This is a genomic window from Aquabacter spiritensis (assembly GCF_004346185.1).
Lineage (GTDB): Bacteria > Pseudomonadota > Alphaproteobacteria > Rhizobiales > Xanthobacteraceae > Aquabacter > Aquabacter spiritensis.
This window is the reverse complement of sequence record NZ_SMAI01000013.1, coordinates 37,013-56,896: the sequence shown is the minus strand read 5'-3', so window position 1 is coordinate 56,896 and position 19,884 is coordinate 37,013. Positions and strand designations below refer to the sequence as shown.

Sequence of the window (19,884 nt, the reverse complement as noted above, 5' to 3'; positions counted from 1 at the left end):
CCCCCCGTTCACTCCTCGTCGCTCTCCCGCGCCGCACGGATGGAGAGAACGGCATAAGCGAGCACCAGCGCCACCTCGACGACCGACAGGACGATGAGGCGCGCCGTGCCCTCAGGCGCCCAGAGCCCAAGCGTCACCTGCGTGAGCGTCGCGAGCAGCCAGATCACGACCCCCCACGCGGACCCCAGCCAGAGCCCCACCGCCGCGATCGGATCGATGATCGACGCCCAGATGATGCCGATCTGGACGATGGCCGGCAGATCCTCGAAGCCGCCGAACTGCCCCTCCCCGACGCCACAGATAATGGCCCAGTGGAACAGCGATTCGGCGATCAGCAGCATCGACACGGCACGCAGGAAAAAGACCAGGCGCCGCCGCCAGGGCGTCAGCCGTTCGAGATTTGCCTTGGCGCTCGCATCGATCGGATCGTAATGCGTCATGCTCCGGCGGCCCCGGCCGAAAGCGGCAGGTCGTGTTCGAGCGGCGCGAAGTGCGCTGAGATCGTTGCCGCATCGACCGCGTCGATCTGCGCCGGGTCCCAGCGGGGGGCATTGTCCTTGTCGACCAGCACCGCCCGCACGCCTTCGTAGAAATCGTGCCCGCGCGCCACCCTGTTGACGATGCGGAACTCGGTGACGAGGCAGCCCGCCAGATCGAGGCCGGGGCCGCGGCGCATCTGCTCCATGGCGATGGCGAGGCTGGTCGGACAGGCGGCCCGCATGCTCTTTGCCGCAGCGGCGGCGAATGCCCCGTCCTCACCGCCTTGCGCCGCCAGAGCATCGAGCCGGGCCAGGATGTCGTAGAGGTCGGTGCGGCCGAACACATCGGTGATCAAAGCGTCCTGCGCGTCGAGCGGAGCGGGTCCCGGATCCTGGTGAAAGCCGGAGAGGACCGCGGCGACCATCCCGCCTTCGCACAGCGCGTCCTCCAGCGCCGCGAACCGGTCGGAAGGCACGGCATGGGTCGCGAGACCGGCGGCGAAGGCGTCCGCCGCCTTGATGCGGGCGCCGGTCAAGGCGAGATAGACGCCGCGGGCGCGGGGAATGCGCGGCAGGACATGGGTGCCGCCGACGTCCGGGAACAGGCCGATATTCACCTCCGGCATGGCGAACAGATAGCGCTCGCCCGCGACTCGATAGGTGCCGTGCGCGGACAAGCCGAACCCGCCGCCCATGCAGATCCCGTCGATCAGCGACACATAGGGCTTGGGATAGGCGCCGATATAGGCGTTCAGGAGATATTCGTCGTGCCAGAAGGCGATCGCGTCGTCGTGCCGGCCGGCGCGGCCCAGCTCGTACACAACCCGGATGTCGCCGCCGGCGCAGAACGCCCGTTCGCCGCTCGCTTTCAGGACGACGCGCGTAATGCCGGGGTCCTCCGCCCAGGCGCGCAGGCGGGGATGGATCTCGCGCACCATGGCGTGCGTCAAAGCATTGAGCGCCCGCGGCCGGTTCAGAGTGATGATGCCGGCTTCGCCGCGGCGCGCGAACAGGACCTCGGGCTCGCTGGTCACTGGGGCTCCTTCCGGCGGGACGGGACGCGCGAGGGTTAGACGGGGCGGGCGCGAGCGTCAACGGCCGTGCCCGCCGTCAGGCTCGCGCGCGGCCATGGGAGGGTCTATAGATCGGCGGTCCGCCTTGCGTCCGAAGATCCCGCGCGCGCCGAATGGCCGCCGTGACAGTGAGTGCCGCCATGTCCCTCAGCCCCGCCCGCCTGCGATCCGCCCCCGAGGCCGAATCCCTCCCGTCCGCCCGCGATCTCGGCCTCGCCACCCGGCTGCGGCGAAATCGCAAGAGCGACTGGTCGCGCCGGCTGGTGCGCGAGAACACATTGACGGTCGACGACCTGATCTGGCCGATCTTCCTGATGGAGGGCGAGGCCAAGCGCGCGCCGGTCGCTTCCATGCCCGGCGTCGAGCGCCTCACCGTCGACGAAGCGGTACGGGCCGCCGAGCGCGCGGCCGCGCTCGGCATTCCCGCCCTGGCGCTGTTTCCCTATACCGACCCGGACCTGCGCGACGCGACCGGCAGCGAAGCGCTGAACGACGCCAATCTGGTCTGTCGCGCGCTGCGCGCCATCCGCAGCGCGGTGCCCAATCTCGGCCTCGTCACCGACGTCGCCCTCGACCCCTATACCAGCCACGGCCATGACGGCCTGCTGCACGACGACCGGATCCTGAACGACGAGACGGTGGAAATCCTGGTGCGGCAAGCCCTGGTCCAGGCCGAGGCGGGCGCCGACGTCATCGCGCCGTCCGACATGATGGACGGGCGGGTCGGCGCGATCCGCGCCGGACTCGATCTCGCCGGATTCAAGGACGTGCAGATCATGTCCTATGCGGCGAAATACGCTTCCGCTTTCTACGGCCCGTTCCGCGATGCGATCGGCACCGCCAAGACCCTGTCCGGCGACAAGCGAACCTATCAGATGGACCCCGCCAACGGCCTCGAAGCCCTGCGCGAGGCGGCGCTCGACGTCGAGGAGGGCGCCGACATGCTGATGGTGAAGCCCGGCCTGCCGTATCTCGACATCGTCTACCGGCTGAAGGAGACGTTCGGCCTGCCGACCTATGCCTACCAAGTGTCCGGCGAATACGCGATGATCGAAGGCGCGGCGCGCGCCGGCTGGGTCGATGGCGAGCGCATCATGCTGGAGAGCCTGATGGCCTTCAAGCGCGCCGGCGCGGACGGCATCCTCACCTATTTCGCCCCGCGCGTCGCGACGCTGCTGGCGTCGCGGTCATGAACGGTCCCGAGGCCCCCCTTCCCGTCACCCTCGCCGATATCGAGGCGGTCCGGCCGCTGGTCGCGGCGGCGGTTCTGCGCACGCCGACTTTGCAGGCGCCCCGGCTCTCGGCGCTGACCGGCGCGGAGGTCTGGGTCAAGTTCGAGAATTTCCAGCTCACCGCCTCCTTCAAGGAGCGCGGGGCGGTGGCGAAGCTCGCCCGGCTTGCGGCCGAGGATGCGGCGCGCGGCGTAATCGCCATGTCGGCCGGCAATCACGCCCAGGCCGTGGCCTATCACGGCACCCGTCTCGGCATCTCCACCACCATCGTCATGCCGGAGACGACCCCCCAGGTGAAGGTTCTCGCCACCGAGGCCTATGGCGCGCGGGTGGTTCTGTTCGGCGACACGGTGGCCGACGCCGAGCAGGAGGCGCGGCGCATCGCCGAGGTCGAAGGGCGGGTTTTCGTCCATCCCTATGACGACGTCGAGGTGATTGCCGGCCAGGGCAGCATCGGCCTCGAAATGCTCGAAGACGGTCCGGCCTTCGACAGCATCGTCGTGCCGGTGGGCGGCGGCGGGCTGATCTCCGGCATCGCCGTCGCCGTGAAGGGCCGCTCGCCCCGCACAGAAGTCGTCGGTGTCGAGGCCGCGCTCTATCCGGCCATGCGCGATCGGCTGGACGGCGAAACGCGTCCCTCCGGTGGTCCGACCCTCGCGGAGGGCATCGCCGTGCGCAATGTCGGACGACTGACCTCGGAAATCGTCGCCCGCCTCGTGCACGACATCGTCCTGGTGGAGGAGAGCGCCCTCGAGCGGGCGGTCAACGCCTTCCTCACGCTTCAGAAGACGGTCGCGGAGGGTGCCGGCGCGGCAGGGCTCGCGGCTCTGCTCACCGAACCCGAGCGTTTCAGGGGCCGCACGGTCGGCCTCGTCCTGTGCGGCGGCAATATCGACCCGCGGGTGCTTGCCGGGATCATGATGCGCGAGTTGGAGCGCGACCACCGCATCGTCTCGTTCCGCCTCACCATCCTCGATCGACCGGGCATGCTCGGCCGCATTTCCACTCTGCTGGGCAAGCTCGGCGCCAACATTCTGGAAGTGCATCACCGCCGCACCTTCCTCGACGTACCGGCGAAGGGCACGCGGCTCGATCTCACCGTGGAGACCCGCGATCAGGCGCATGCGGAGGCGATCCAACGCGCGCTGGAGGCGGAGGGCCTGCCGGTGCAGCGGCTCGGCGCAGGCGGCGCCGACTGGTAGCGGCACGCCTTGCGTCTGCCACACGCCTCCACCACCTATAGGCGCGAGGAGATGATCGAGATGCCGTATACGCCGCCGAACCAGGGACGCTTGTCCGACCTGGCCACCGACCGCCCCCACGCCTACGATCCGGTGACGCAGCCGGAATATTTCGAGGGCGTGCTGTCGCGCCGGCTGGTGGCCTTCTGCATCGACGCGGTCATCATCGTCGCACCGATCGTCCTTCTGGCCATGTTCATCTTCGTGTTCGGCATCGTGACGCTGAGCCTCGGCTGGATGCTGTTCCCGGTGCTCGGCCCGGCCTTCGTGATCTGGGCGGTCTGGTACAATGCGGTAACCCTCGGCTCGCCGGCCTCCGCAACCCTCGGCATGCGCGCCATGGATCTCGAAATGCGCACCTGGTACGGCGCCCCGGCTTATGCGTTGCTCGGCGCGGTTCATGCCATCGGCTATTGGGTCTCGATGAGCGTCCTCACGCCGTTCGTCCTGTTGGTCGGACTGTTCAACAGCCGGCGGCGCCTGCTGCACGATTTCGCCGTCGGCACCGTGATCGTCAATGCCGAGCCGCGCGCGGACGCGCTGCGGCGCGCGCGATTTTGAGCCGGAGCGCGACGGAAACCTTTGACCGACTCGTGGCCGGGAGCGATGCTGGCAGACTGCCTTCGCGAGCCTGAAGGCGCCGGGGTTTTTGTGCCGTGACCGAGCATTCGCGCGACACGCCGCAGTTTTATCTGACCGCCCCCTCGCCCTGCCCGTATCTGCCCGGGCGCGAGGAGCGGAAGGTCTTTACGCATCTGGTGGGCGAGCGGGCGACCTCGCTCAACGACGTTCTGACCCAAGGCGGGTTCCGCCGCAGCCAGTCGATCGCCTACCGTCCCGCGTGCGAGGGCTGCCGGGCCTGCGTGTCGGTGCGCATCTGCGCCGACGACTTCCGCGAGAACCGAAGCTTCCGCCGGGTGTTGCAGGCCAATGAGGACCTGATCGGCACGCTGCGCCAGCCCGGCCCGACATCCGAGCAATATGCTCTGTTCCGCGCCTATGTCGCGGCCCGCCACGGTTCAGGCGGCATGGCGGACATGAGTGTGCTCGATTATGCCATGATGGTCGAAGACACCCATGTCCAGACCCGGCTGATCGAGTATCGCCGCCGCGGCCCCGACAGCCGGATCAACGGCAAGGGCACAGGCGATCTGTTCGCAGTGGCCCTGACCGACATTCTCGCCGACGGGCTGTCGATGGTCTATTCCTTCTACAATCCGAACATTCCGAGCCGCTCGCTCGGCACATTCCTGATTCTTGATCACATCGCCCGCGCACGCCAGATGGGCCTGCCTTACGTCTATCTCGGCTATTGGGTGCACGGCTCGCGGAAGATGGATTATAAGCGGCGCTTCCTGCCGCAGGAGCGCCTCTCCCCCCACGGCTGGGAGCGATTCGACACCGGATCGCCGCAGGCGGAGACGACGGGCGCGCCGGACGTGGAATGACCCAGGCCTTCAACATTTTCCTGGCGGTGTTCGCCGCTCTGTTTCCGGTCGTGAACCCGCTGGGCGGGGCGCCGATCTTCTATCAGATGACGCGCGGCGTGCCGCCTGAGACACGCGCCGCCATGGCCCGCAAGGTGGCGATCTACGGCCTCGTTCTCTTGGTCGGCTCGATGCTGGTCGGCTCCCACGTTTTGACCTTCTTCGGCATCAGCCTGCCGGTCCTGCGGGTGGCGGGCGGACTGGTCGTGACCTTTGTCGGCTGGCAGCTTCTGCACCAGGGCAATTCCAATCCGGAACGTGCCGCCGCGCACACGATCGACATCGCCCAGATCGAGGGTCAGAGCTTCTATCCCATCACCATGCCGCTCACGGTCGGTCCGGGATCGATCGCCACCGCGGTCGCCCTGGGCGCGCAAGGCTCGATCCACGACAGCACTTATGCCGAGGGGGCGATTGCAGCGGCGGCGGCGCTTCTCGGCCTCTTTGCGGTATCGGCGACGATCTATGTCGCCTATCGCTATGCCGGCGACATCGAGCGGGTGCTCGGGCAAAACGGCACCAACATCCTGGTGCGCCTGTTCGCCTTCATCCTGCTGTGCATCGGCATGCAGATCATGTGGGTCGGCATCAGCGGGCTGATCGAGAGCCTGCCGCCGCGCTGATCAGGTTTATTCTTCACCTGAGAGATACCAGGATCGGCGTTCCGAGCCCGCCGGCTGTGGCCACGTCACGAGGACGTCCCGGGGTTTTCGACGCCGCGCCGTTCACCGCACCGGCTCCTCCCCGGCGATGCCGCGCCGCTGATCCTCGAGCGCCTGGGCATAAGCGTGGAGCGCCTCGGCCTCGTCCAGCATGCCGATCACCCTGCCCGACCCATCCTCGGCGACCACAGTGAGAATCGGCGTGCCGGCGCCCTCGAACTGGCGGATCGCCTCCTCGATCCGCATCCCGGGATGCAGCACCCGGTCGCGGCACAGGAGATGGTCGGCCAGGGGGGCATCGTCGGCGACGCCCTGGAGCGTGAGCAGGCGCACCAGTCCGGCATAGCCGCCCGCGCCGTCCACCAGCACCACCACGCGCGGTGGCGCCGACGCGAAACGCGCCCGCAATTCGCCGACCCGCCCCGCCACGGGACATATCGGCGGATCGCGCGTCATCAGCCGGCCCACGGTCAAGGCACGCAGAATGCCGACATCGAAAGCGCCGCGGATGCTTTCGCCGCGCAGATGCAGCCGCCATGTGGAAAAGGAATAGCCGAAAGCAAGGCGCACGGTCAGCGAGGACATGATGGCCGCGGTGAGCACCAGGCCCGTGATCGCGAGATTGGACGTGGCCTCCAGGACGAGAAACGTCATCGTCACCGGCCCGCCGACGATGCCGACCGCGAGGGCCGCCATGCCGACCACGCCCGAGATCACCGGGTCGACATGAAGCGCCGGCGCCACGAACGCGGCGGCGGCAGCGAACAGCTTGCCGAGCAGCACGCCCATGAAAAGGGCTGCCGAGAACAGGCCGCCGCGAAAACCCGAGCCGAGCGAGAAAGCGGCCGCCAAGATCTTCAGGAGGAGCACGCCGAGCACCGCGAGGGTGACGGTCGTCCCGACCTGGATATGGATCGCGGCCTCGCCGCTCGAAAGCACCTGGGGCGAGAGCACCGCCAGCGCGCCGACCGCCAGCCCGCCCACCATGGGGCGCAGCGCGGCCGGGATGCCGGTGCGACGGAACCCCTGCTCGATCAGCGTCATCAGCCGCATGATGGCGATCGCCACCAGCGCCCCGACCAGTCCGAGCAGAATGAACGGCAGATAGTCCGCCGGCCCGATGTGCGGCACATGGGGGATGACGATCGGCGTGCCGACCGCGCCGAGGGCGCCGGCGCACAAATAGCCCAACAAGGCCGCCCCCATCACCGGCGCGACGCTGGGAATGGCATAGACGCCGATGATCAGCTCGAAGGCATAGAAGGCGCCGGCGAGCGGTGCGTGGAACGCGGCCGCGATCCCCCCCGCCGCACCGCAGCCGACCAGGATCCGCAGATCGGCCCGGTTCAGCCCGAGCTTCTGGCCGATCGCCGAGGCGACCCCCGATCCCCATTGGGTATAGCCCGCCTCCATGCCCACGGAGGCGCCGAATCCGTTGCCCAGAACGGTTTGGCTCGAAAGGATGACGCTGTCGGTGAGAGACATGCGCCCGCCCTCCAGCGCATTCGCCTCGATCGGATCGATCACGGGCTTCGGCCGATAGCGCTTGATCAGCAGCCCGAGAAGGCCGAGCAAGAGGCCGCCCGCGGCGGGGATGAAATACATATAAGGCGATGAGAGATCCGGCACGATGCTGAGAAAGCCGCCGGGGCCGGTTCGGAACAGCACTTCGTGCATCGCATGGGCGACGATGCTCATGAAGGTCGCGCCCGTCCCGGCCAGCGCGCCGACCAGGCAGGCGAGCACCATGAGCCGGACTTCGCTGCGCAGGGTGAAGCGGCCGAGCAGACGGATGATCGCGGCGCGCCCGGCCTCGCGCGGGGCGACTTCGAAGACCTCTTCGCGCGCCTCCGGCTGCATGCCGCGTCCCGCTTGCTCCGCCGGACTCGCGTCGATCCGGCCCCTTCCCGCTTGTGCCCCGGTCACGCGGCGATGTCGATCCGCGTCCCGAGATCGACTGTCGCGGGCTCAGCCGAACCTGTTGTTCCGGGGGAAACCCTTCGGTGGAAGCCGGCCGGACGAGGCGCGCTCACCCTGCCATTCCAGCAGGTCGGTCACCGTCCAGGTCCGCCCCGACGTATCCTCCCAGGTGAGACTGTCGGCGCGGGTGAACACCTTGAGGTCGGAGAGCCCGCCGTCGCGGTAGCGCTGCAGCCGCACGCCGCGGCCGCGCACCATTTCCGGCACCTGGGCGAGCGGGAACAGCACCAGCTTGCGGTTGTCGCCGATCACCGCGACCGTATCGCCCCGCGCCGAGACCGCGGCGTGGGCCCGGTCCGGCGCGTCGACGGTCAGAACCTGCTTGCCCTTGCGGGTGTTGGCGAGGCACTCGTCCTCGCCGACCACGAAGCCCCGTCCCTCTTTGCTCGCGACGAGAAGCTTGCCGCCCGGCTGGTGCGCGAACACGCGGACGATCTCGGCGTCCTGCTCCAGTTCCACCATCAGCCGGATCGGCTCGCCATGGCCGCGTCCGCCGGGAAGTTTGGCGGCTTCGAGCGCATAGAACCGCCCGTTCGAGGCGAAGACCAGGATCCTTGCAGTGGTTTCGGTGAAGAATGCGTGGGAAAGCCGGTCCTCGCCCTTGAACTGGAGGGTCGAGAGGTCCTGGACATGGCCCTTCAAGGCCCGGATCCACCCCTTCTCGGTCACGACCACGGTGATCGGCTCTCGCTCGACCAGCGCCTCGGTGAAGGCGTCCTCGCGGATTTCGGGCACGGGGGCGAAGCTCGTGCGGCGGCGTCCGAGATCGGTCTCCGGCCCGTAATCGGCCCGCACCTTCTGGATCTGCTTGCCGATGGTCCGCCACTGCGCCGCCTCTGAGGCCATCAGACGGTCGAGCTTGTCTTTCTCCTTGGTGAGCGCGTCGTGCTCCTTGCGGATTTCCATTTCCTCCAGGCGCCGCAGCGAACGCAGGCGCATATTGAGGATCGCTTCGGCCTGGAAATCGGTGAGCGAGAACGTGGCGATCATCACCGCCTTCGGTTCGTCCTCCTCGCGGATGATGCGGATCACCTCGTCCAGGTTGAGATAGGCGATGAGATACCCGGCCAAAACTTCGAGCCGCCGGGAGATTTCCGCCAAACGGTGCCGCGAACGGCGCAGCAGGACGTCGCGGCGATGCGCCAGCCATTCCCGCAGCGCATCGGCGAGCGAAAGCACGCGCGGAATCTGCCCGCGCACCAGCACGTTCATATTGAGCGGAACGCGTGCCTCCAGCTCGGTGAGCTTGAACAGGCTTTCCATCAGCACTTCGGGATCGACGGTGCGGGCGCGCGGTTCGAGAACCAGCCGGATATCCTCCGCGCTTTCGTCGCGCACGTCGGCCAGCAAAGGGAGCTTCTTGTCGGTGAGAAGCTCGGCGATCTTCTCCACCAGGCGCGATTTCGGCACGCCATAGGGAATCTCCGTTACCACCACGAGATAGGTGCCGCGCCCGCTCTCCTCGCGATGCCAGCGCGCCCGCACCCGGAACGAGCCTCGCCCGGTGGCATAGGCCTCGGCAATGCCGACGGGATCCTCGATCAGGATGCCGCCGGTCGGAAAATCGGGACCCGGCACGAATTGGAGCAGATCGGAGGCCGGCGCGGCGGGATGGTCGAGGAGATGAAGCGCCGCGTCCAGCAGTTCGGCCGCATTGTGCGGCGGGATCGAGGTCGCCATGCCGACCGCGATGCCCTGGGACCCGTTGGCGAGCAGGTTCGGGAACGCCGCCGGCAGGACCGCGGGCTCTTCCTCCGAGCCGTCATAGGTCGGACGGAAATCGACCGCGTCCTCGTCGATCCCCTCGAGCAGGAGGCTCGCAATGTCGGTGAGACGCGCCTCGGTGTAGCGCATGGCGGCGGCATTATCACCGTCCACATTGCCGAAATTTCCCTGCCCGTCGACCAGAGGATAACGCTGGGCGAAATCCTGGGCGAGCCGCACCAAGGCATCATAGACGGCCTGATCGCCGTGCGGGTGGAACTTGCCGATCACGTCGCCGACGACGCGGGCGCATTTCTTGAACCCCTGCCCCGGATCGAGCCGAAGCTGTCGCATCGCATGGAGAATCCGCCGATGGACCGGCTTCAACCCGTCGCGCGCGTCGGGCAGCGCGCGGTGCATGATGGTGGAGAGGGCGTAGGCCAGGTAGCGCTCTTCAAGCGCGGTCTTCAGTTCGACCGGCTCAACGGCGCCGTCTCCGGGCGGATTCGTGCGGGTGGCCATGCGCTGTCGAGTAGCGCGCCCGGCTGCGCCGCACAAGCGCGGCCGCCCCGTCATGGCGGGCCTGCCGGCCCTGTGCACAGCTTTGTCGAGCTTCAGCCTTCGCGCCGCCTTAAGAATGAACGCAGAAACCGCTTCGATTCACACATCTGAACGCATGTTCAACTCGCCCGTAGCGCGGCACCTGCCGCCATACGGCGATTTAATGTTTGAGTTCTCTCGGGAACATAACAGTGACGTTCGAGCGTTTCACCTTCCGAGCCGGCGCTGAATTGCGCCGATGATGGCTCTCACGGGAGTGAGCGGTATGAAACGTCTTTTCGTTGCTTTATGGGGTGCGGGCGCCCTTGGGCTTGTCGCGCTGGCGAGCCCGGCCAATGCCATGCCCCTGGCCCCAACCAATCCCCTGAACGGGGTGCAGATCACCAGCCAAGCACAGGACGTGGCGTGGCGCCGTGTGTGCAAGCCGACCAGCCGTTGGGTCAATGGCCGCCGCGTCGTGACCAATCGCTGCCGCAATGTGTGGGTCGGCCCGCCGCGCGGCCGCAACTGGAATGGTCCGCGTCCCGGCTATCGCCAGGGCTATGCCCCGCCGCCGCCCCGGCGCGGATATTATGCCCCGCCGCCGCGGCCGGGTTTCACCTTCGGGTTCAACTGATCGTCCGCCATGGCTGCGATGAAGGCCGCGCGGGCGTCCGAGAGGGCGAGCCCGCGCGGTTCGAGGATCCGGCGGCTGAGAAAATAGCCCGTCAGCCGGAAGGCCGCCGCGAGTTCGGCCGGGGTAGGTCGAACCTGGCTGGCGATGAGAAAGCTGGGGAGCGGCAACAGGCGGTCCGCGAGTGCGGCGCCCGCCCCGGCGCTGACCGCACGGCCCGTCCTCGGAGACACATAGATCAGATCCTCCCGTGACCCGGTCGCGGCGCAGCGGGTGAGATCGAGGCCGATCCCAAGTTCCGTCAGCATGGCCATTTCGAACCGTGCCAACAGGATCGCCGCATCGCCCGGTGCGTCGAATGCATCGAGCACCGCATCGAGCACACCGAACAAGCCGGGATGGGGATCGCGTTCCGCGAGCAGGCGCACCAGACTCGTGATGTGGCTGATGCCATAGGCGGCGTGGCGCGTCCGCATGAGCGCGTCCGCCCGCAGCCGCACCGGCTCGACGGTATATTGGCCGAGCTGCGTGTCGATCCGCGCCCGCCACACGATATGGAGCCGGTTGCCCGGCTGGAGCAGAGGCGCGAGCCGGCGCGACAGGCCACCGCGCACCAGACCGGCGTGCCGCCCCCGCTCGCGGGTGAGCAATTCGACAATGGCGCTGCCCTCCCCGTGCCGCCGCACGCCGGTGACGATGCCCTCGTCGGTCCACTCCACCGCCGCTAGCCTCCGCGGGGAAAGTCCAGGCCCATCTCGCGATAGCGCTCGGGATCGTCGGCCCAGTTTTCGCGCACCTTCACGAACAGGAACAGGTGGACCTTCTGCTCGGTGATCTCGGCGATCTCCGCCCGGGCCTCCGTCGAGATCGCCTTGATGGTCGCGCCGCCTTTGCCGAGCACGATCTTGCGCTGGGTTTCCCGCTCGACATAGATCGTCTGCTCGATCCGGATCGAGCCGTCGCGCAATTCCTTCCAGCTTTCGGTCTCGACCGTGGAGCGATAAGGCAATTCGTCGTGCAGGCGCAGATACAGCTTTTCCCGCGTCACTTCGGCCGCGAGCATGCGCATGGGCGCATCGGTGATCTGGTCTTCGGGATAGAGCCAGGGACCGGCCGGCACCTGTGCTGCGAGCCACGACTTCAGATCGTCGACGCCGTCCCCCGTCAGGGCCGAGATCATGAAGACGCGGTCGAACGCCAGCCGCTCCGTCAATTGCGTGGTCAGCGCCAGCAAAGTGTCGCGGCGGATCTGGTCGATCTTGTTCAGGATCAGCGCCCGTGTCCGGCGCACCTCGGCGAGCGGGGCGAGCAGTGCCTCGATATCGGGATCGATCCCCCGCTTGGCATCGATCAGCAGCGCGACGAGGTCGGCATCGGCGGCGCTGGTCCAGGCGGTCGAGACCATCGCCCGTTCGAGGCGACGGCGCGGCGAGAAGATGCCCGGCGTGTCCACCAGGATCACCTGCGCCGCGCCTTCGATCAGGATGCCGCGCACCACCGCGCGCGTCGTCTGCACCTTGTGCGACACGATCGACACTTTGGTCCCGACCATGGCATTGGTGAGGGTCGATTTTCCGGCATTGGGCGCGCCGAGCAGGGCGACGAAGCCGCAGCGTGTCGCCTCGCCGGCCGGTGCCTGCGTGTCTTCGTTCATGGCGGTGTCTCCTCGCTCACCCCTTCGCGCGCGAGAAAGGCCGCGGCGGCCGCCTTCTGCGCCTCCTGCTTGGAGGGTCCTGCCGCCTCGGTCGTCTTCAGGCCGGGCAGTTCGACGCAGATCAAAAAGCGCGGCGCATGGTCCGGCCCCGACCGCGACACTTCGCGATACAGCGGCGGCGGCAGGCCGCGCGCCTGCGCCCATTCCTGAAGCACGGTCTTGGGATCGCGCAGCGGCCGGCGCGGCGCCTCCAGGCGCGGGCGCCAGAACCGCTCCACCACCCGATGCGCGGCCGCGTATCCGCCGTCGAGATAGACCGCCGCGACCACCGCTTCCGCAATGTCGGCGAGGATGGTCCGCCGTTTGCGCCCCCCCGCCTGCGCCTCGCCGGCGCCGATCAGAAGAACCGTCCCGAGATCCATCGCCTCGGCCACCTCGGCGCACGCCTCTTCGCGGACCAGATCCGCCAGGCGGCGCGACAGTTCGCCCTCCTCCGCGATCGGGAAGGCCGCGAACAGCATATGCGAGACGATGCTGCCGAGAACGTGGTCGCCGAGAAACTCCAGCCGCTGGTACGAGCGCAGGCGCGGCGCGTCGCCCTTGACCGCGCTGATATGGGTCAGCGCGAGTTCGATCAGGCTGCGGTCCGTGAACACATGGCCGATGCGCGCTTCGAGCGCTGCGAGATCCGCCGCGCTCAAGCCCATCGCGGCCTCGGGGAAACCCGGCTCGGCGCGCCCATCTCAGCGCACCCAGGTCAGCAGGCGCGACCAGCGCACCGTCCAGGGCCACAGCCAGACCTGCCAGGCCGCCGCGTGGTCGTCGACCGAGAAGAAGATGATCTGCGCCTTGCCGATCAGATTCTCGAACGGAACGTAGCCGACCTGGCTCAGCACCCGGCTGTCCGCGGAATTGTCACGGTTGTCGCCCATCATGAAATAATGGCCGTCCGGCACGTTGTAGACCTGGGTGTTGTCGTAGAAGCCGTTTTCGACGATATCGAGGGTCTCGTAGGAAACGCCGTTCGGCAAGGTCTCGCGATAGCGCTTCACGGGGACGATGCGGCCCGACCCGTCATCCTCCATCACGTCGCCGAGCCGCTCGCGCTTGACCGGCACGCCATTGATGTTGAGGACGCCGTTGATCATCTGGATCCGGTCGCCCGGCATGCCGACGACGCGCTTGATGTAGTCGGTTTCGTTGTCTTTCGGCAGCTTGAACACCACGACGTCGCCCCGCTCCGGCGGCGCGCCGAAGAGGCGGCCCGCGAACAGGTTGGGCGAGAACGGGATGGAATAGCGCGAATAGCCGTAGCTGAACTTGGACACGAAGAGATAGTCGCCGATCAGCAGCGTGTCCTTCATCGAGCCCGAGGGGATATTGAAGGGCTGGAACAGGAGGGTGCGGATCACCAGCGCGATCAGCAGCGCATGGACGATGACGCGGACGGTTTCGAGAAAACCGCCTTCCTTCTTGGAGTCGCTGCTGGCTGTCATGCTCTGTCCGGTCCGTCCCGCACGCACGCGCCGATCGGCTGCATCGCAAGCAGGTCGGGCACCGCGGCCTGTTCACTCAAGGTCGAGACGGACGCTTCGGTCGGGTCGGAACGACACGGCCTTAACCTCCATCGGCGCCCACTTCGCCAATCCGCCGAGGGCCTTGCCGCGACGGCGCACGATCGGAACGCGCGGCCGCGGCGGCCGAGCGGCGGACCGTGCGGTCGCGCCTCTATAAACGCTTGATCGGGAGCGGGCAACGGAATGCCGCCGGCTGTCCCCTCACACCCGCGTCGACGCGAGCAGGCCATCCGGATCGGCGTCGAAGCAGGCACGCATCACGCCGACCGCATCGAATTGCGCCCCGCGGTAGCTGACCCCGCCGATATGGAACCAATTGTCGAAAATCTGGTGGGGGCGGGCTCGCTCGATGCCTGGGACGAAGCCGGGGCGCACGTCGGCGGGCACGAATTCGGTTTCGTCCATATGCCGGTAGAGACTGGTCCACATGCGCCCGCCGGTGTCGAGGCCGAGCATGCGGTCGGCGCCGAAATTGACTTTGCCCCGGGGGATCCGGTCGAGATCGAAGATCGCGTAGCCCGGCCAGAGATACCAGGCCCGCGAGCGCGCGCCGTGCTGGACATAGCCATAGCAGGGCTGATCGGCGATGCGGGCGGAGAGGTCGTCCGGGGCGAGCGGAACGAGATCGTGATCGAGGGTCGCGAAGCGGCGCACTCCGGACGGGATGATCAGATTGTGCAGGACCCAGTTGAGCGCGGATGCGTGCGACCGGGAGGAATGGCGCTTCACCAAGGGCGCCCGCGGCACACGGCAATAGATCCGGCCGGCTGCCACGCTGAACCGGCGGATCGCGTCTGCCGCTGCCGGATCGTCGGAATTGTCGCAGACCACGAGTGGGGTCTCCGGCAGGAAACGCGCCATGCCGTCCGAAAGCAGCGCGAGCGCCCCCGGCACGTTGTAGGCGATGGTGAAGGCGACGAGGGTGTGGCTCTGCGCGCGCAGCGCGGCGACCGCCGCAACCTGGTCGGGGCTGGCCCGGCGATCGTGGATCGCGTCCAGCAGCACGTAGCGCAGGTGGAAGAGCTCCTGCTGCGCCCGTCCGGAAAAGAGGGCGTCGCGGAATTTGAAACGGCTCACCCGTGGCGGCTCCGGTCGGAGCCTCATTCTTGCCGGCTTGGTTCCGCGCTGATGATCACATAAGCGGCGCAGAGCGGTCCCTCATCGGTGAGGCTCAGTTCGATGTGGGCGTCATATCCAGGCGGAAGCATGGCGGCAAGTCGTGCCGCAGCGCCACCTGTCAGCTGAAGGGTCGGTTTCCCGGACGGCAGGTTCACGACGCCCATGTCGCGCCAGAACACGCCCCGGCTGAAGCCGGTGCCCAGCGCCTTGGCGCACGCCTCCTTGGCAGCGAAGCGCTTGGCATAGGTCTCGGCCCGCCGCGCGCGCCGGTCGGCCTTGGCACGCTCGGCCGGCGTGAAGATCCGGTCGAGGAAGCGATCGCCGAAGCGCTCGATCGAATTGGCGATGCGGCGCGCGTCGCAAAGATCCGTCCCGAGGCCGATGATCATGCGACATCCTCGAGCGTCAGGGTCCCGCGTCCCCGCGCGATGCACGCGCGCATCCGCCGCACGACCGAATCGAGGCCGTCGAAAACCGCCTCGCCGATCAGAAAATGCCCGATATTGAGTTCGACGATCTCAGGCAGGGCTGCGACCTTCTCGGCCGCTGCGAAATCGAGCCCGTGGCCGGCATGGACTTCGAGCCCGTGCGCCGCGGCGCGGGCCGCGCCGTCGGTGAGCCTCTTGAACTCGGCTTCGGCCGCCGCGTCCGCGCCCGCCCCGCGGTGCTCGCACCATGCCCCGGTATGGAGTTCGACGATATCGGCGCCGAGCGCGGCCGCGGCGGCGATCTGGTCGGCCTCCGGGGCAATGAACAGCGAGACGCGGATCCCCGCCGCCTTCAGCGCCGCGACCTTGCGCCCGAGATCGGCGAGCAGTCCCGCCGCGTCCAGGCCGCCTTCGGTGGTGCGCTCCTCCCGCCGCTCCGGAACCAGGCAGCAGGCATGGGGACGCGTGCGCAGCGCGATCGCCACCATTTCGTCGGTCGCGGCCATCTCGAAATTCAGCGGCAGCGGCACCTCGGCCTTCAGCCGCGCGATGTCGGAGTCGCGGATGTGGCGGCGATCCTCGCGCAGATGCGCGGTGATGCCGTCGGCCCCGGCCGCCTGCGCGGCGAGGGCCGCCCGAACCGGATCTGGATGGGCGCCGCCGCGCGCATTGCGCAGCGTCGCCACATGGTCGATGTTCACTCCGAGCCGCACCGGCCGTTCGCCGCGCATGGGCCTTCTCCTGTGTGATCGCGGGCCGCTACCCGTTCAACCGCTCGACGCTCGAGACCACCGCCCGACTGCGCAGGTCGGCCATGATGCCGTTCAGATGCCGCAGGTCGAACACGCCGAGATCGATCCGCATTTCGGTGAAATCGGGCGAGCGCGAGCGCATCTCGATCCCTTCGATATTGCCGTTGCGCTCGGCGATCGCGGTCGCCACCTGGGCGAGCGAGCCGGGCTCGTTGACGGCCGTGACGAGGAGCTGGGCGGGAAAGCGTCCGTCGCTGAGTTCGTCCACGTCCCAGCGGACGTCGAGCCAGCGCTCCGGCGTCTCCTCGAATTTCTGCAGGTCGCGCGACTGGATCGGATAGACCGTGATCCCCTCCCCGGGGGTCAGGATACCGACGATGCGGTCGCCGGGCACGGCACCGCCGTTCGGCGCGAAGCGCACCGGCAGATCACCGCGCGGGCCCCGGATCGGGATCGCCGCGCCATGCGTCTCCTCGGCGCCATCGGGGATCTTGAACTTGAGGTTCTGCCCCTTCTTCAGTTCGAACCAGCCGTCGCCATTGGGCGCCCGATGGCCGCCGCGCTCGTCGGCGCGTGGCGCGCTCCAGTCGGGATCGACCGCGCGGATCAGATCGTCGGTCTTGATCTCGCCCCGCCCCACAGCCGAGAACACGTCGTCGAGCGAGGTGCGGGCGAGCCGCGGCATGCCCCGGGCGATCGCTTCCTCGGAAAACACCTTGCCGGCACGGGCGAAGGCCCGCTCGGCGATTTTGCGGCCGAGCCCGGCATATTGCGCGCGCACCGCCGCCCGGGTCGCGCGCCGCACCGCCGCACGCGCCTTGCCGGTGACGGCGATCGATTCCCACGCCCCCGGCGGGGTCTGGGCCTTCGAGGTGATGATCTCCACCTCGTCGCCATTCTTCAGCTCGGAGACGAGCGGCGCGATGCTGCCGTTGATCTTGCAGCCGACCGCGGTATTGCCGACATCGGTGTGGACCGCATAAGCGAAATCGATCGGCGTCGCGCGGCGCGGCAAGGCGATCAGCCGGCCCTTGGGGGTGAAGCAGAACACCTGGTCGTGGAACAATTCGAGCTTGGTGTGCTCAAGGAACTCCTCCGGGCTGAGGCCCTGGGAGAGGTTCTCGATGGTCTTGCGCAGCCAGGCATAGGCCCGGCTTTCATTCGACAGGATGATCGGCTGGGCCCCCGATTCGTCCTTATAGAGCGCGTGCGCGGCGATGCCGAACTCGGCGATGTCGTCCATGTCCTGGGTGCGGATCTGCAATTCGACCCGTTGCCGCTTCGGTCCGATGACCGTGGTGTGGAGCGAGCGGTAATCGTTGGGCTTCGGCGTCGAGATGTAGTCCTTGAACCGGCCCGGCACGATCGGCCATTTGGTGTGCACCACGCCGAGAGCGCGGTAGCAATCCTCGACGCTCTCCAGGATCACCCGGAAACCGTACAGATCGGACAATTGCTCGAAGCCGATCGCCTTGCGCTCCATCTTTCCCCAGATGGAATAAGGCCGTTTCTCGCGCCCCTTCACGACCGCCTTGATCCCGCGCAAGGTCAATTCCTGCTGCAGCTCGCGTTCGATCTCCTCGACCAGCGGGCCGTTGCGCGCCCGCAATTCGGCCATCCGCGCGGTGATCGAGCCATAGGCCTCGGGCGAGAGCTGGCGGAACGACAAATCCTCCAACTCCTCGCGCATGTCCTGCATGCCCATGCGCGCGGCGAGCGGAGCGTAGATGTCGAGAGTTTCCTGGGCGACCCGGTCGCGCTTTTCCTGCGGCACGTATTTCAGCGTGCGCATGTTGTGCAGCCGGTCGGCGAGCTTGACCAGCAGGACCCGGACGTCGTCGGCGATGGCCAGGAGCAGCTTGCGCAGATTCTCCGCCTGCTTGGCCTGCTTGGAAACGAGGTCGAGCTTCTTGATCTTGGTGAGCCCCTCCACCAGATCGGCGATCTGCCGGCCGAACAGCCGCTCGATCTCGACCTTGGTGGCGCCGGTATCCTCGATCGTGTCGTGCAGCAGCGCGGCGACGATGGTCGCATCGTCGAGTTCGAGATCCGTCAGGATCGCCGCGACCTCGAGCGGGTGCGAGAAATACGGGTCGCCGGAGGCGCGCAACTGGGTGCCATGCGCCCGCATGGCATAGACATAGGCACGGTCGAGCAGCGCTTCGTCGGTGTCGGGATTGTACCGGCGAACGCGGTCGACGAGCTCGTACTGGCGCATCATGGCCGAACGGACCGCCGCGGATTGAACAGGGGCGGAGCGCCCCCGAATTGCTAATTTACCAAGGATATCATGCCGTGGCGGCCGGCACGCAAGATGGCGTGAGCGCGCGGGCCGATTCCCGTGCTCAAGGAATGAGGAGCGTCGAGCCCGTGGTGGCCCGGGATTCCAGGTCGCGGTGCGCCCGCGCCACGTCCTTCAGCGGATAGGTCTGGTGAATCGGGATCTTCACCGCCCCCTTCAGCACCATCTCGAACAGGTCGTTGGCGGTCGCGTAGAGGTCCTCGCGCGTGGAGATGTGGGTGTTGAGGGTGGGCCGCGTCGCATAGAGCGAGCCTTTCTGCGACAGCAGAAGAAGGTCGAAATTCTGGATCGCCCCCGAGGCATTGCCGAACGTGACCCACAGGCCACGCGGTTTGAGGCAGTCGAGCGAGCCGGGATAGGTGTCCTGCCCGACGCCGTCATACACGACGTCGCATCCCTTGCCGCCGGTAATCTCCTTGACCCGCTGCACGAAATCCTCGTCGCGATAGAGGATCACCTCGTCGCAGCCATTGGCATAAGCGAGGTCCGCCTTGGCCTTGCTGCCGACCGTGCCGATCACTTTTGCACCGAGCGCATGCGCCCATTGCGACAGCAGAAGGCCGACGCCGCCGGCCGCCGCCTGGATCAGCACGGTCTCGCCCGGCTTCACCTCGTGCGTCTTGCGGACCAGATATTGCGCGGTCATGCCCTTCAGCATCATCGCCGCGGCCGTGCGGTCGTCGATCGCCGCGGGCAGATGCACCAGCATGTTGGTGGCGATGTTGCGCGCCTCGCTATAGGAGCCGGTCGCCGTGGCATAGGCGACCCGGTCGCCGACATGGAAATCGTTGACGTGGTCCCCCACGGCGACCACCACGCCCGCCCCTTCATTGCCGAGGACGAAGGGAAGCGCCGGACCGCGATAAAGCCCGGAGCGGAAATAGGTGTCGACGAAATTGAGGCCGATCGCGGTGTGCCGGATCTGCACCTGGCCCGGTCCCGGCGGCGGCAGATCGACATCCTCGAGCACAAGGGCCTCGGGACCGCCGAATTTGTGAATGCGAACCATGCCAACCATGT

At 67.7% G+C, this 19,884-nt stretch carries 19 protein-coding genes; 6 read left to right on the top strand and 13 right to left on the bottom strand.

The genetic code is table 11. The features are described from left to right. Positions 1 to 8: 8 nt before the first annotated feature. Positions 9 to 440 (bottom strand): DUF6163 family protein, encoded by a 432-nt coding sequence (locus tag EDC64_RS18185; protein WP_132034005.1) that lies wholly within the window; start codon positions 438 to 440, stop codon positions 9 to 11. Then, complete coding sequence (locus EDC64_RS18180) at positions 437 to 1,513, bottom strand: enoyl-CoA hydratase/isomerase family protein (RefSeq protein ID WP_132034003.1); 1,077 nt, start codon at positions 1,511 to 1,513, stop codon at positions 437 to 439. The genes EDC64_RS18185 and EDC64_RS18180 overlap by 4 nt, the downstream gene beginning before the upstream one ends. Before the next feature lie 179 nt (positions 1,514 to 1,692). On the opposite strand from EDC64_RS18180, the gene hemB reads away from it, so the two are divergent. The 5 genes from hemB to EDC64_RS18155 all read left to right on the top strand — a co-directional run bounded on the left by hemB (position 1,693) and on the right by EDC64_RS18155 (position 6,135). Continuing rightward, positions 1,693 to 2,745 carry a porphobilinogen synthase gene (gene hemB, locus EDC64_RS18175; protein WP_132034001.1) on the top strand — a complete coding sequence of 351 codons (1,053 nt, stop codon included), beginning with the start codon at positions 1,693 to 1,695 and terminating at the stop codon, positions 2,743 to 2,745. Continuing rightward, complete coding sequence (locus EDC64_RS18170) at positions 2,742 to 3,986, top strand: threonine ammonia-lyase (RefSeq protein WP_132033999.1); 1,245 nt, start codon at positions 2,742 to 2,744, stop codon at positions 3,984 to 3,986. The genes hemB and EDC64_RS18170 overlap by 4 nt, the downstream gene beginning before the upstream one ends. Before the next feature lie 60 nt (positions 3,987 to 4,046). Beyond that, on the top strand, positions 4,047 to 4,586 hold the full coding sequence (locus EDC64_RS18165; RefSeq protein WP_132034176.1) for an RDD family protein: 540 nt from the start codon (positions 4,047 to 4,049) through the stop codon (positions 4,584 to 4,586). 95 nt (positions 4,587 to 4,681) lie between these two features. Continuing rightward, entirely contained in the window at positions 4,682 to 5,473 is a 792-nt protein-coding gene (locus tag EDC64_RS18160; RefSeq protein ID WP_132033997.1) for an arginyltransferase, read from the top strand. Next, positions 5,470 to 6,135 (top strand): MarC family protein, encoded by a 666-nt coding sequence (locus EDC64_RS18155; protein ID WP_132033995.1) that lies wholly within the window; start codon positions 5,470 to 5,472, stop codon positions 6,133 to 6,135. The genes EDC64_RS18160 and EDC64_RS18155 overlap by 4 nt, the downstream gene beginning before the upstream one ends. A 102-nt stretch (positions 6,136 to 6,237) precedes the next feature. Here EDC64_RS18155 and EDC64_RS18150 read toward each other — a convergent pair whose 3' ends face one another. After that, the gene (locus EDC64_RS18150; RefSeq protein WP_132033993.1) at positions 6,238 to 8,034 is read right to left on the bottom strand and encodes a chloride channel protein; all 1,797 of its coding nucleotides are present in this window, start codon (positions 8,032 to 8,034) and stop codon (positions 6,238 to 6,240) included. 108 nt (positions 8,035 to 8,142) lie between these two features. Next, positions 8,143 to 10,380 (bottom strand): DNA topoisomerase IV subunit A, encoded by a 2,238-nt coding sequence (gene parC, locus EDC64_RS18145; protein ID WP_132033991.1) that lies wholly within the window; start codon positions 10,378 to 10,380, stop codon positions 8,143 to 8,145. Between the two features lie 304 nt (positions 10,381 to 10,684). On the opposite strand from parC, the gene EDC64_RS18140 reads away from it, so the two are divergent. Then, a complete protein-coding gene (locus EDC64_RS18140; protein ID WP_132033989.1) occupies positions 10,685 to 11,035 on the top strand; it encodes a hypothetical protein in 351 nt (116 codons plus the stop codon). Here EDC64_RS18140 and recO read toward each other — a convergent pair. The 9 genes from recO to EDC64_RS18095 all read right to left on the bottom strand — a co-directional run bounded on the left by recO (position 10,990) and on the right by EDC64_RS18095 (position 19,882). Then, complete coding sequence (recO, locus tag EDC64_RS18135) at positions 10,990 to 11,751, bottom strand: DNA repair protein RecO (RefSeq protein ID WP_132033987.1); 762 nt, start codon at positions 11,749 to 11,751, stop codon at positions 10,990 to 10,992. The genes EDC64_RS18140 and recO overlap by 46 nt on opposite strands. A 5-nt stretch (positions 11,752 to 11,756) precedes the next feature. Next, positions 11,757 to 12,686: a GTPase Era gene (gene era, locus EDC64_RS18130; RefSeq protein ID WP_132033985.1), complete on the bottom strand. Its 930-nt coding sequence runs from the start codon at positions 12,684 to 12,686 to the stop codon at positions 11,757 to 11,759. Continuing rightward, positions 12,683 to 13,393 carry a ribonuclease III gene (rnc, locus tag EDC64_RS18125; RefSeq protein ID WP_132033983.1) on the bottom strand — a complete coding sequence of 237 codons (711 nt, stop codon included), beginning with the start codon at positions 13,391 to 13,393 and terminating at the stop codon, positions 12,683 to 12,685. Before rnc ends, era begins: the two co-directional genes overlap by 4 nt. Positions 13,394 to 13,429: 36 nt before the next feature. Then, positions 13,430 to 14,182 carry a signal peptidase I gene (gene lepB, locus EDC64_RS18120; RefSeq protein WP_132033981.1) on the bottom strand — a complete coding sequence of 251 codons (753 nt, stop codon included), beginning with the start codon at positions 14,180 to 14,182 and terminating at the stop codon, positions 13,430 to 13,432. Between the two features lie 282 nt (positions 14,183 to 14,464). Beyond that, entirely contained in the window at positions 14,465 to 15,340 is an 876-nt protein-coding gene (locus EDC64_RS18115; protein ID WP_132033979.1) for a hypothetical protein, read from the bottom strand. A gap of 23 nt (positions 15,341 to 15,363) precedes the next feature. Beyond that, entirely contained in the window at positions 15,364 to 15,771 is a 408-nt protein-coding gene (gene acpS / locus EDC64_RS18110; protein WP_132033977.1) for a holo-ACP synthase, read from the bottom strand. Then, positions 15,768 to 16,541: a pyridoxine 5'-phosphate synthase gene (locus EDC64_RS18105; RefSeq protein ID WP_132033975.1), complete on the bottom strand. Its 774-nt coding sequence runs from the start codon at positions 16,539 to 16,541 to the stop codon at positions 15,768 to 15,770. Before EDC64_RS18105 ends, acpS begins: the two co-directional genes overlap by 4 nt. A gap of 28 nt (positions 16,542 to 16,569) precedes the next feature. Then, complete coding sequence (locus tag EDC64_RS18100) at positions 16,570 to 18,783, bottom strand: RelA/SpoT family protein (RefSeq protein WP_132033973.1); 2,214 nt, start codon at positions 18,781 to 18,783, stop codon at positions 16,570 to 16,572. 124 nt (positions 18,784 to 18,907) lie between these two features. Continuing rightward, positions 18,908 to 19,882, bottom strand: a complete 975-nt coding sequence (locus EDC64_RS18095; RefSeq protein WP_132033971.1) for a quinone oxidoreductase family protein — start codon at positions 19,880 to 19,882, stop codon at positions 18,908 to 18,910. Between the last annotated feature and the right edge of the window lie 2 nt (positions 19,883 to 19,884).

What these genes read in the sequence shown, in the direction of transcription:
- EDC64_RS18165 (WP_132034176.1), top strand. Translation starts at nt 4,047, where the DNA reads ATGCCGTATACGCCGCCGAACCAGGGACGCTTGTCCGACCTGGCCACC.
- EDC64_RS18170 (WP_132033999.1), top strand. Translation starts at nt 2,742, where the DNA reads ATGAACGGTCCCGAGGCCCCCCTTCCCGTCACCCTCGCCGATATCGAG.
- EDC64_RS18185 (WP_132034005.1), bottom strand. Translation starts at nt 440, where the DNA reads ATGACGCATTACGATCCGATCGATGCGAGCGCCAAGGCAAATCTCGAA.
- hemB (WP_132034001.1), top strand. Translation starts at nt 1,693, where the DNA reads ATGTCCCTCAGCCCCGCCCGCCTGCGATCCGCCCCCGAGGCCGAATCC.
- EDC64_RS18100 (WP_132033973.1), bottom strand. Translation starts at nt 18,783, where the DNA reads ATGATGCGCCAGTACGAGCTCGTCGACCGCGTTCGCCGGTACAATCCC.
- parC (WP_132033991.1), bottom strand. Translation starts at nt 10,380, where the DNA reads ATGGCCACCCGCACGAATCCGCCCGGAGACGGCGCCGTTGAGCCGGTC.
- era (WP_132033985.1), bottom strand. Translation starts at nt 12,686, where the DNA reads ATGAACGAAGACACGCAGGCACCGGCCGGCGAGGCGACACGCTGCGGC.
- EDC64_RS18095 (WP_132033971.1), bottom strand. Translation starts at nt 19,882, where the DNA reads ATGGTTGGCATGGTTCGCATTCACAAATTCGGCGGTCCCGAGGCCCTT.
- acpS (WP_132033977.1), bottom strand. Translation starts at nt 15,771, where the DNA reads ATGATCATCGGCCTCGGGACGGATCTTTGCGACGCGCGCCGCATCGCC.
- rnc (WP_132033983.1), bottom strand. Translation starts at nt 13,393, where the DNA reads ATGGGCTTGAGCGCGGCGGATCTCGCAGCGCTCGAAGCGCGCATCGGC.
- lepB (WP_132033981.1), bottom strand. Translation starts at nt 14,182, where the DNA reads ATGACAGCCAGCAGCGACTCCAAGAAGGAAGGCGGTTTTCTCGAAACC.
- EDC64_RS18105 (WP_132033975.1), bottom strand. Translation starts at nt 16,541, where the DNA reads ATGCGCGGCGAACGGCCGGTGCGGCTCGGAGTGAACATCGACCATGTG.
- EDC64_RS18140 (WP_132033989.1), top strand. Translation starts at nt 10,685, where the DNA reads ATGAAACGTCTTTTCGTTGCTTTATGGGGTGCGGGCGCCCTTGGGCTT.
- EDC64_RS18155 (WP_132033995.1), top strand. Translation starts at nt 5,470, where the DNA reads ATGACCCAGGCCTTCAACATTTTCCTGGCGGTGTTCGCCGCTCTGTTT.
- EDC64_RS18150 (WP_132033993.1), bottom strand. Translation starts at nt 8,034, where the DNA reads ATGCAGCCGGAGGCGCGCGAAGAGGTCTTCGAAGTCGCCCCGCGCGAG.